This is a genomic window from Rhizobium rosettiformans W3 (genome assembly GCF_004912135.1).
GTDB classification, from domain to species: domain Bacteria; phylum Pseudomonadota; class Alphaproteobacteria; order Rhizobiales; family Rhizobiaceae; genus Allorhizobium; species Allorhizobium rosettiformans.
In genome coordinates this window covers 1-10527 of record NZ_STGU01000036.1, presented here as the reverse complement: position 1 = coordinate 10527, position 10527 = coordinate 1, and the positions used below count along the sequence as shown (strand labels likewise).

The 10527-nt window shown below is 60.0% G+C and carries 13 protein-coding genes and 1 pseudogene; 3 read left to right on the top strand and 11 right to left on the bottom strand.

Annotated elements, in window-relative coordinates; genetic code table 11:
* Positions 1-157 precede the first annotated feature (157 nt).
* The 4 genes from FAA86_RS23720 to FAA86_RS23705 are packed head-to-tail and all read right to left on the bottom strand — an operon-like array spanning position 158 to position 2211.
* Positions 158-1288 (bottom strand): site-specific integrase, encoded by a 1131-nt coding sequence (locus FAA86_RS23720; protein WP_136543703.1) that lies wholly within the window; start codon positions 1286-1288, stop codon positions 158-160.
* Complete coding sequence (locus FAA86_RS23715; protein WP_136543701.1) at positions 1285-1533, bottom strand: type II toxin-antitoxin system Phd/YefM family antitoxin; 249 nt, start codon at positions 1531-1533, stop codon at positions 1285-1287. The genes FAA86_RS23720 and FAA86_RS23715 overlap by 4 nt, the downstream gene beginning before the upstream one ends.
* A 10-nt stretch (positions 1534-1543) precedes the next feature.
* A complete protein-coding gene (locus tag FAA86_RS23710) occupies positions 1544-1921 on the bottom strand; it encodes a type II toxin-antitoxin system VapC family toxin (RefSeq protein WP_136543699.1) in 378 nt (125 codons plus the stop codon).
* Positions 1918-2211, bottom strand: a complete 294-nt coding sequence (locus FAA86_RS23705; protein WP_076397285.1) for a type II toxin-antitoxin system Phd/YefM family antitoxin — start codon at positions 2209-2211, stop codon at positions 1918-1920. The genes FAA86_RS23710 and FAA86_RS23705 overlap by 4 nt, the downstream gene beginning before the upstream one ends.
* 188 nt (positions 2212-2399) lie before the next feature.
* On the opposite strand from FAA86_RS23705, the gene FAA86_RS23700 reads away from it, so the two are divergent.
* A complete protein-coding gene (locus FAA86_RS23700; protein WP_246035183.1) occupies positions 2400-2915 on the top strand; it encodes a hypothetical protein in 516 nt (171 codons plus the stop codon).
* Between the two features lie 5 nt (positions 2916-2920).
* On the opposite strand, the gene FAA86_RS23695 is transcribed toward FAA86_RS23700, so the two are convergent.
* The 5 genes from FAA86_RS23695 to FAA86_RS23675 form a co-directional block, all read right to left on the bottom strand.
* The gene (locus FAA86_RS23695) at positions 2921-4594 is read right to left on the bottom strand and encodes an IS66 family transposase (RefSeq protein ID WP_136543697.1); all 1674 of its coding nucleotides are present in this window, start codon (positions 4592-4594) and stop codon (positions 2921-2923) included.
* Positions 4595-4824: 230 nt separating this feature from the next.
* Positions 4825-5469 (bottom strand): DUF6904 family protein, encoded by a 645-nt coding sequence (locus FAA86_RS23690; RefSeq protein ID WP_136543695.1) that lies wholly within the window; start codon positions 5467-5469, stop codon positions 4825-4827.
* A gap of 37 nt (positions 5470-5506) precedes the next feature.
* Complete coding sequence (locus FAA86_RS23685; RefSeq protein ID WP_136543693.1) at positions 5507-5929, bottom strand: type II toxin-antitoxin system VapC family toxin; 423 nt, start codon at positions 5927-5929, stop codon at positions 5507-5509.
* Positions 5926-6192 (bottom strand): type II toxin-antitoxin system Phd/YefM family antitoxin, encoded by a 267-nt coding sequence (locus FAA86_RS23680; RefSeq protein ID WP_136543707.1) that lies wholly within the window; start codon positions 6190-6192, stop codon positions 5926-5928. Before FAA86_RS23680 ends, FAA86_RS23685 begins: the two co-directional genes overlap by 4 nt.
* A gap of 87 nt (positions 6193-6279) precedes the next feature.
* Positions 6280-7413 carry a site-specific integrase gene (locus FAA86_RS23675; RefSeq protein ID WP_136543691.1) on the bottom strand — a complete coding sequence of 378 codons (1134 nt, stop codon included), beginning with the start codon at positions 7411-7413 and terminating at the stop codon, positions 6280-6282.
* 125 nt (positions 7414-7538) lie between these two features.
* Between FAA86_RS23675 and FAA86_RS23670 the strand changes: the two genes are divergently transcribed.
* Entirely contained in the window at positions 7539-8498 is a 960-nt protein-coding gene (locus tag FAA86_RS23670) for a DUF1403 family protein (protein ID WP_136543689.1), read from the top strand.
* Positions 8499-8500: 2 nt separating this feature from the next.
* A complete protein-coding gene (scpB, locus tag FAA86_RS23665) occupies positions 8501-9190 on the top strand; it encodes an SMC-Scp complex subunit ScpB (protein WP_136543705.1) in 690 nt (229 codons plus the stop codon).
* A gap of 211 nt (positions 9191-9401) precedes the next feature.
* On the opposite strand, the gene FAA86_RS23660 is transcribed toward scpB, so the two are convergent.
* The gene (locus FAA86_RS23660) at positions 9402-10232 is read right to left on the bottom strand and encodes a TniQ family protein (RefSeq protein ID WP_246035182.1); all 831 of its coding nucleotides are present in this window, start codon (positions 10230-10232) and stop codon (positions 9402-9404) included.
* 147 nt (positions 10233-10379) lie between these two features.
* Positions 10380-10527 (bottom strand): annotated as a pseudogene (locus tag FAA86_RS23655) (IS3 family transposase); the annotation flags it as partial.

Sequence of the window (10527 nt, the reverse complement as noted above, 5' to 3'; positions counted from 1 at the left end):
ACACCAACCCTTTAACTTTCAGCATATTACGCTTCCACTGTGTGGACTGACGTCGTTTCACTCGCAACTTTCTTAGCCGATCATTAATGAGAAGTTTCTGAAGGTCTCGAAGGGACAAAGCGGGGGGGGGGCTGGCAGAGCCGATGATCTCAATCGGCTACGCCAGAAGGCGCGCTCCTCGTCCGCTGCGCCTCTGCTCGCTGTTGTAGTATTGCGATGCTTGCTGGACAGATCGATGTCTGGACTGCTCCATGGCCTCGGGAAGAGGAATGCCACGGTTGGCGGCTTCTGTCAGATAGCCTGAGCGAAGCCCGTGGGCGGAAAACTCCACAGGATCGAGCCCTGCCAATCCGGCTCGATGTTTGACAATGTCATTGATCGCCTTGGGGTCTAGCGGCCGGCGCGAAACATTACCCCATCGATCAATCGCCCTGAAGATACAGCCCTTTTCGATTTTTGCAGCCGTTAGCCAAGCATTCAGCGCCTCAACCGGTCGACCAGTGAGGTAGACAACTTCATCGTTTTGCGCGCCGCTGGTCTTGGTACGGCCGAGATGAATGGAAAGAGAGGGCAGGGGAGGAGCTCCGTCAATCTGGATCGGCTCTTCCGGCTGCAGCTGTTCGATCCTGAGGCTTGCGATTTCGCTGCGGCGCCGGCCGCCTGAAGCGAAAGCGACCATCAGGATCGCCTTGTCCCTGACATCGCGCAGGTTGTCGCTTCGGCATGTGCCAATCAGCTTCGAAAGGACATCGCCTGTCACCGACTTGGCGCTCTTGCGTCTTTTGGGGCGTGGTGTTGCGCGCACTGCCAGCCGGATGGCAGACTTCAGGGCAGGGGAGGAAAAAGCACCGACATGCCCACGCCATTTCGTCAGCGTAGACCAGATAGCGAGCCGCCGGCGCACGGTATCGGGTGCATGCGGTCCGACCGTCCTCAGAAATCCCTGGATCCGGAGCTTGTCGTCTACATCTGCTGGCATCCCGTGTTCCGGATCCGTCAGACGCCTCTCTGCGTCCCAGAGATGATGCGCGACGAATTTGAGGAGCATGGCTTCCGGTGCTGGCCAGGGAAGGGAGCGGCCGGTGGTAGCCAGTGACCAGGCCTGCAGATAGGCGAGATCGGAGGTCATTGCTCTAAGGGTGTTTTCACCCATGCCCTGGTTGACCAGATGCCGAAGCGTCTCGACATCTTGATCCGTCAAAAGCTCGGCCAGCTCATCACGCCGCTCTATCGGCAGAACTGCGGCGATGGTGTCGAGATCTAGGACGCGGCGGTCAACCGCACTCATTTGTGCAAGCCGTGTTCGTCGCAAAAATCGGAATGGCCGAAAGTTGTGCCAGGCGGCACGTTTTTGCGACCCTCCTCCGCCAGGGCAAGAAAACCCTCAAAAGAGGCGATCTTCCGCGCGATTGGCGTGAGCAACCCGACCGGTCTCTCGTCTCGACAGATCACGATCTCATCGCCAGGGAATGCGAGCTCAATCAACTCCTCGAGCCGCGCTGCCGCTTCCGTTACGTCAACGAGAATTCTCACAGCTTTCTCCTCACCAGACCCTCTCCTGGAGAACGGCATCGAACACCACGTCCATCGAGATCAGTGCACAATGCTCAAGCCGTGTTTGCGCTGCGAGGATCCGGTCCCAGGGATCCCGGTGCTCCCAGTCGAAGGCGGCTGCAAGTTCCGCATGCAAATCACTGATGGCGAGTGTCTGGAAGCCGCTGGAAGTGATGGCGGCGCGCAATTCCTGTGGCTTGAGATCGAGCTTCTTAAGCCGCATCTTATTGTCGAGTTCATAGAAGGAGACGGCGCTGACGAGAACGGCGTTGCTCTTGTCCTCTATCAGGGATCGTGCATGTGGTGAAAGTCGCGCACTACCGATCATCCACCAATAGACCGCATGGCTATCAAGAAGAAGCTTCACGAGCGCTTGTCCCCGTTGACCGCTTCACCTTGGAAGATTCCGACGTCGTCGTTCCAATCGCCGGCGTCGATTTCGGTCTGTTCAGGATCATGCTCGTCAAACAGGTCGTCCGGCAGACCCCGCCGCGCCAGCAGTCCGAAAGGTCTCTTACCGGCGGGATCAGCCGGACCAATACGGGCATAGATCTCATTGCCGCGCATGATGATGATCTCTTCGCCCTGATTGGCGCGATCGAGAACCTCGGCGAAGTTCTTGCGCGCCTCGCTGATCTTGTAGTGCGTCTGGGGCATTGGTCGCTCCGATTCTGCGCGTTGACCGTAGACTACCACCGGAACAGATGATGTACAACTGCTATGTACTTATCACCCCCGATAAGGGTTACTTATCGGAGGTCAGCGACCCCGGGCTCTTTTATGAGAAGTACGGAACCTTAAGCTGCATATAGCTTTCGCGTAACGAATCATTTACCATAATTTCAATGTCTTACGATCTCGCGAAGTTGCCCATCCAGAGCCTGCTGAGGGTAAGCGGGGCTAATCCGGTGGCAGTGCCCGAAAACAAGCCGATCCGTTGGCATCTGGTTGTCTGCCGAAGTGGCGATTGGCATGGTGGCGTTGACGATCAACAGGAGAGTGGGGTGGAGCAAATGCGGCAGATCGATATCGATAGTCTGGACGAAGCAACCCTCATCGAACTCAACGCGCGCATCGTCGAGCGTCTGCAGTATTTGCATCACCAGCGAACCACAGCGGCCCTTCAAGAAATCAGGGTCGGAAGCGGCGTGGAGTTTGAAGGCCCTGGCGGTGTTCTGGTTCGTGGTGTCGTCATCCGCCGCAACAAGAAGACGGTGACGGTGCATGCCGATGATAACCGTCAATGGAATGTATCGCCGACCCTGCTGAAACCCACCGGCGTCCACGTGCTCGACACGGCGGATCAGATCCAGTCGGACGACGGCAAGGTCGTGTCCTTCCCAAAGCCAGAACGTCGGTGATGCGCTCAGGACCTGGCAACGATCATCGTGGCCAGTGGGGCAATGGCTGGGTGCGATGTGCCGATCCCCAGCCGATCGCCGAGGTAGTTCCAGAACGACAGGCCGAGCTTCTGGCAGGTCTTCGAAAGGCCCAGCATGCTGTCGCGCGCCTGACGGCCGTTGCGACTGACGGTGCCCCCGGAGATCTTCCGCTTGATGACAAAGCCACGCAGATCGCGCTCCGACGCATTGGTGTGGAGCGGGATCTCCGGCCGCTCCAGAACCCTGAGCAGTTCCGGCTTGCGGCGCCTGAGGCGAAACAGCAGTTTGTCGAGATCGCTGTAGCCGGTGCGGATCGAGAAAATCCGATCGAAGCGAGCCTGCAGGCCCTTGGCCATAGCTGCGTCAGGCCTTCGTCGATAGGCTTTGAGAGCCTCGTAGAAGTGCCAGATGAGCTCGCGCAGGGTCTCAACGTGCTTCACCTGGCCGGGCGTGGCCGGCATCAGCTTTTGCAGCAGCCGTTCCGCATGGACCCAACACAGCGCATGGGTGCCGACCCGAAACTGCCCGGCATCGTCGGAGACGATTACCGCGTTTCCAACCAGGCCATGATGGCGGATGGCGCCCCATATGCCGGCCTCGGCGAACGGCCGAAGCGTCTCCGTGTCGAAGATGTCGATACCATGTTCGGCGAGATGCTGGAGGAAGGGCACCCGGTTGGCAAACCTCAGCGGTTCATGGGTGTTCAACCTAGCCACAAGGGCAGGGTCGACCTGCCGGTCTTCCAGCAGCGCGAAAGCGGCGTCTTTGAGAACATAGTCCTGATAGTCGCCGCGCAGCAAAGCGAGGAAGTTCAGACGCGACTTCGAAGACGCCGTGCGAAAGGCGGTGAAATGCTCGCCACCGATATGTGTCGTATGGAAATTGCGGTTGGCGTGACGGGCACCGGTATCGTCGACCGTGACATAGGGCGCAGACACGAGGCCGGCATGCAGGACGGCGGCATCCTCGGCGTGGAAACTATCCAGCCGCTCTGTCAGGAACCGCACCACCTGGCGTTTGGAGATCTCGACACCGACGTCGTTGAGCAACGTCGTCATCCGCTGCGTCGTGACCTGCCCATGCGCATGCAACATCAGACAAAACCGCCGCAGATTGGGCCCAAAGCCTCCTTGTATTCCCACAGGCAGCTGTGCTGTGATGGTGTCTCCGTTCGGCGTCACCCAGCACTCCCGCCGGTAACGAACCACCTCGACCTGCAGAACCAGATCCCGGACGAAGCAGTCCTTGTAGCCCTTGAAGCGCGATCCGGGCGGTACACTGGCAGGCAGCACCTCTTCACGCGTCACCCGCTTCGTGTCGTTCTTCAGCCCTCGCGGCCGGGGCGCCGGATTCTTGGCCGAGAGCGCCTTGTCATTCGTTGCCTTTTCCATCCCCGATGGTCTGAAGGGTGGGCGCGGCGGCAGGTTCTTCAGCCGCGCAATCTCGTCGCGCAGAAGCTGGTTGTCGATCTTCAGCCGGGTGTTCTCAAGCCTGAGCAGATCGTTCTCATCGCCAAGCCTTTGGTTTTCAGCTTCGAGCTTCTCAATCCGGGCGTCTGCCCGATCAGCCCGCTCCACCAGACCGGTCACGAGCTCTCGCAGCGCCTTCAGCGACAGCGTGTCGGCATGCTCGGCCATGGGCAGGCGGCGCTTCGTCATGAAGGAAGAATCTCATGAATTACCGCAAACAGGAATCCCTCATGCCACCGGATTTGCTCCAGGTACTGCTGCGGCCGATCTCCGAGGCAGCGGTCGTGTGGCTTTTAGCTCCCGATTTCAATTGAAGCGCTAAGCGAAAAACTTTGTCTTCAGCTTTGGGCTTGCGGTTTCAACGGAGGGTGGGGAAAGGGAACTCATCCGGTTGATATCACTATCGGTGTGCCAGTGATTTACCACCGAGGATCGGGCCATTCCGCGTTTTCCCAAGTTGCGAACTCTGTTGGTGAAATCAGGTTCTTCTCACCGTTCTTCAGTCGCATGGCGAAGAGGCGGTCGTACATGGGATCAAAGCTGGAAAGTAACTGGGCGAAGCCTGCTTTTCTTTGTGCTTTCGTCCATGAGCAGTAAAGCCCCCCGCGGCTGTTCATCATGTCGATGACTGCCGGCTGCGCTGGATCAAGGCGCTGCCAGAGACCAATGATGTTCTCGGACTGTGCGCCAAAATCGTCGCGTAGCGCATCTTCGATGACGGCCTCCAGGGCGTAGGTGATCGCTTGGGTCTTGGCGGTATGGCTGAGAAACGCGAGGGATTGTCTCAACAGCCTCTGCTGCAGCAGAAGAACTGGCCAGAGGATCTGGACACCGTATCGAACACCGATTTCTTCAAAATGCTGAGGCGGCTCGATAATCTCACGTTGCCGCTCAAGGGCTTTGCGCACATCGTAGGCTAGGCCCAGAAACGAGCCTTCCTTGTCGATAATAACCGGTGAGCGGTCATTCACCTCGTGGACGACCTCGTGCAGCCAGGTCAGGGACGTGTGGTCTCCGACGAGCAGGATGCCAGCGTGGTTTTTGAGCAAGCTGTAGGAGAGCATGCAGCCTAGCCCTTTCCACCGACAAACATAGGGTTGATCAAGCCGCCCATGGATTGATTATATCAACTCCGAAGCCTTCAAAATCCTTGGTGTTGCGTGTCGCAAGCGTCAATTGGTGAGCGACGGCAGTGGCTGCAATCAGCCCGTCCATTGAGGTAAGCCCACGACCGCTTCGCTTGGCAAGCGCCATGAGATCGCCCCAGGCCAGGGCAACTGGTCCTTCCACTGGAATAATCCGATTTTCGAAGCGCTGAGGCAGATCATGCGCGAGCCACTCGCCCAAGGCATCGCGTTTTCGTCCGCTATCCATCAATGCGACGCCGCGTCTAATTTCAGCAATCGAAACGATGCTGATGAAGGTGCGGTCTTCGTCCAACCCGTGAATCCATCTCAGAACACCTTCATCTGGGCTAGGTTTTGTAACTTCCGACAGCACATTCGTATCGAGCAGCAGTCTCATAACGACAAGTCACGCGGCTCGTCATGTTGACGTTGAAGATCAAGATCCGCTCCACGCATAGGCGATGCCAGCAGAAATTCCGCAAGCGATCCCCTGCGCCCAGTCTTCTTCTGCCACTCATCCGCAGAAACGACGACCACGCTTGGCTTTCCATTGCGTGTAATCGTCTGAGGTGCCAATTGCGCGCGCTCCATGACCTCCGAGAGCTTCGCCTTCGCGCCAGCGACCGTCCAGCTTTTATCGTCGTGTGTTGATGTCTGCATCGCTTCACCTGTAACCAAAATGACTATGGTGACTATAGTGCGATAGCGGGTTTTCTGCAAGCACCTGAACGGCAGGGGAAGAGATAGCTAAAGCCCGGATGCCTTGGTCAAATTGACCCGGAAGCGATCACGTCGCCGTTGATATCTGCGTGTCATCTCTGCTGATGCGTGCCCAAGCTGCTTCTGTACATAGCGCTCGTCGACTTCAGCGGAGGAGGCCAAGCCCGCGCGGAGGGAATGGCCGGAGAACTTGAAGGCGCGTTCACTTTCGCTCAGATCACCGCGAACGCCTGCGGCCATTGCGGCCCTTTTCACAAGCCGAGCGACCTCCTTGTCGTTCAGCCGCTCCGACCCGACAGCCTTCCCTTGCCCCGTCACCCGCCGAAAAAGGGGGCCATAAGCAAGCCTAGCGAACTTGATCCAGGTCTCGATTGCAGCAACCGGGCAGGTCGCATCTGCCGAGCCGCGGCCGACCTCGACCTCTCGCCATCCGGCTTTACCGCGAAGCGTAATAAGCATGCCCTTGTCGACGATCTCAATCCAACCGCGACCGTCCTCAGTCTGGTCGGACTTCAGATCGAGGCCGACGATCTCGGAGCGCCGAAGACCTCCAGCAAAGCCGATGAGCAACATCGCCCGATCCCGCAGGCCACGCAGAGAGCCGCGATCAAGTGTCTCGACCATGGCGACGATGTCTTCAGCCATCACCGCTTCCTTCTGGACCGGTGGCTTGGCGTGGCTGTTGCGAATGCCGGCCATCACGGTGGCGATATGCCGGTCCTTGCGATCGAGCAAGAGGCCACGCTGGGCATAGTTCCAAGAGAGCGAGGAGAGGCGTCGTTCGATGGTCGAGACTGAGTTCGCGGTTACACCCCGTTCAGCCGTGCCGGAAGCGCAGGCGGTAATGTAAAGCCCAACGGTTTGCGGATGCGGGGGCAGGGGACTGAGGTTCGACCGCCGGCACCAAGCTGAAAAATGCTTCCAGTCGGCGGCGTAGGCTTTGCGCGTATTGGCGGAACTGGCGGCTTCAACATAACCCCGGGCGCGATCAGCAAGGCTTGCAAGATGGGCGGGCGGCTGGTCCTGACCAGCGAGAGAGGGGAAAGGGCTTTCGCCCGAGACTTCCGGCGCGCAAACATCACGCCCAGGCGCAGTGCTGAGAGACGGCGCTGAGGTGTCGTTGACGGAATATTCACTGGTTTGTGCGACTTTCTGGACCATTCTCCATATGAAGTACAAAACGTCCGATAATGCAAGATTATCGGACATAAAGCACGAGCGACAAGCTGTGCGGCTTGGCGGGAAATCGATAGCACAAACCGCGCATCTCGATTATGCTCTGGTGCATGAATTTGCGCCACCGCTCCCCGCTTGCCACTCCGATCGCGCCGGCGGCCGTGCCTCTTCTGCCGGCCTGGGCGACCGCGCGCCACCATGATATGAGCGAGGCGGATGCCGCCTTTGCCGCCGGCATCGCCCTGAAATCGCTGGACGATCTGGTGCGCGCCGGACCCGCCTGGGCCGGCTGCTGGCGCCAGCGGCTGGCGCTGAAATGCGCGCAAGCCGCCGCGCAGCTGGTCGGTCGCAACGAGGGCGAACACGCGTTGCGTGATGCGCTTTTGCTCACTGCCGCCGGCGACGATCCGGGACCGGCCGGCGCAATGGTTTTGGCCTTCCAAAGGCTGGCGGCGAAGAAGCGGCCAATCGGCAGCAGGTTTTTGGAGGACCTGGCGGCACTGATCGGGTTGCGCCGCGACGGCTTCGACGAAATCGCCGATCTGTTCGATGCCGCGCTGCAGTCGCCGCGCGCCGTCCCGTTCGCCGTTGCTGATCTGGTCGCCAAAATCTGCGCTGCCCGGTCCGACGCCGAAATTCTCGCCTGGTGGCTGGCCGACCGGCTGCTGGCGGAAAAGCTCGGCTGGGCGTGTGGCGTGCCACTGCTGATGGGCGAACGCTACGGCGCGGCGTTCAAGACGATCGGCGGCCGGGGACGGGTGCGGTCCGGCGAGCCCGCTTTCCCGCGGGCGGTGTGCCTGGCGCTGGTCGCGGCCACGACCGAGGCGCTGCGGCACGCCAACGACATCGGCCGGCGCGCCGAGACATTGCTGGCGGTGGCGCCGAAGCTGAGGACCAAGGGCGCCGGCGTCGTCATCGAAAAGCTGCTCGACGAGGATGCCGTGGCGGCTTCCGCCCCCGGCAGCCATCTCTCCCGCTGGGCCTCAACGCGGCTGTTTGAGCGGCTGACCAGTTTTGGCGCTGTGCGCGAACTCTCCGGGCGCACCTCGTTCCGAATATTTGGGCTGTGACCATGGCCGGAGGGAGCGCAACAAAGGAAGGAAGAAAGAGCGCGAGGAAGTCCGAGGAGGCTGTCCTGTTTGATCGCGAGCTCGAGGATCTGCCGCCGGATCTGCGTTGGCGCGAATGGATGCTCAGGGCGGAAGCCGTGATCTTCGCTGCCAGCGAACCGGTCAGCCGCGAGGTCTTGGCGCGCGTGGTCGGTCAATCCTGCAGCATCGAGCTTTTGATCGACGACCTCAGGGAGGAACTGCGGTCCCGCCCCTATGATATCGTCGCGGTCGCCGGCGGCTGGCAGCACCGCACCCGCACGGCTTATGGTTCGGCGATCCGTACGTCGCAGGCTCCGACGCGCAGCATGGCCGCATCGCTATCCGAGAACGAGGCCGCAGTGCTGGCGGCGATCGCCTATTTGCAGCCGGTGACCCGCGGCGAGCTATCAAAAATGTTCGGCAGGGAGGTGAGCCGTGACACGATTGCCAGTTTGCGCGACGCCGGCTTTCTCGGCTCCGGCCCGCGCAGCCCGACGCCCGGCGCGCCCTACACCTATGTGACGACCAGGCATTTCCTGTCGGTGTTCGGCTTGGAAACCCTGCGCGAACTCCCCGATCTCGAGCGGCTCGAGGATGCCGGGCTGCTCAGCCGGCAGGCGCTCGAGGAAACTGCGATCGCTGAGTCTGAGAGCGACGTTCTGGAGGGATGACTGACTAGGTCTCGCGGTCTTCTTTACGTTCCAATCAGCTCCGGTGGAAGGCGACAGCCGGGGCTTGGGCTCATTCTGGCATAGGCGCGGAGCAAGTCTGGAAGCTTTATTCTCGGTTCGTTGTCCTCAGAGGCAGTCGGCCGTCCTCTTGTTCGGCCGAGAGCGTTTCCAAGCAGCTCGATCCAGGCGCGGTGGTCAGTCGTCGGAGGAATCAGCCGTGCAGACGGCGCTCTCTGCAGTCCTTTTCGTCATCCGTCGTATTGTCCTCCTGGCATTCACTCGGGCAATTGAGAAGTTCGGCAGAGTAGGCCCGTGCCCCCGCCGACAGATTGGCGAGGAGCATCGTCGAGTAGTAGCCACCAGCAAAACGGGGTATGCTCAAGAGCCGGCGAATAAGCACAGGGCCGGAGGGGGAGCGGGCGATTGCTTCCAGGCTGCAGATATCGTCGATGCATCGGTCGAGCGTTCTGGTCGCGGGACTGAGGTAAGGAATCGGTGCGCGGCGCAAGTCATAGCCGCATGCGACACAATAATGTTGCGGCACGAGTTCGCCTTGGTCGAAGACCGTAATGCGGTCGAGGCAGGACGGACATCGGTCGCGCAAACGACAGCCATGCTCTGTGCAAGAAACTCGTGTCGCCAGCCGCCATCGACGCCGAAAATAGGGTTGTGCGTCTTCGGCCAGGCAGCGGCAGCAGAACTGCAGCCATGATGAACTGTCGCGATGTCCGTTATTACGCAACGGCAGCAAGAGCTGTTTCGGCAGATCCTGCGACACGGTCATCGCCGCGAGCTGATCGGGCGCGACGCCGGTTTTGGCATACAGCAGCGTTCCGATGTCGGCCGGCAGCCTGAGATCGAGGGCTGCCGACCACATGCCGGGATTAAGCCCGAGCACACGCGCGAAGGAGCGAGGGGCTACCCCGTTGGCATAGGCAAGCCGGTGCAGCCAGCTCGATAGCAACTCGTCGAGCTGTGGCGCGACGGTGACGGGCGAGCTATGTGCGGCCCCTGTCGTGTTTCGCTCCACTAGCAGCGCCAATAAGGATCAATTAGACTGATTGCTAGTCGGCATTGGGGAAAGCAGACGAGGAAGCATGCATCACCTGGCCATCTGTCCGTCGTCGAATAATTTGAGACTTTTGGGGCTCTGGAAGAATGGAGTTTCCGGCTCGGTTTGCGGATTGATTTAAGCTGCTTTGGCCTGGTGGTTCAAGCGGCGCTGTCTGATGGTGTCGCGTTTGATCCTTTCGCGTTCGAGCAGGATAGTCTGGCCGCGTCCGAAGTAGACGTCGGCCGGAGTGAGATTGTCGAGGCTTTCGTGGTATCGGCGATGG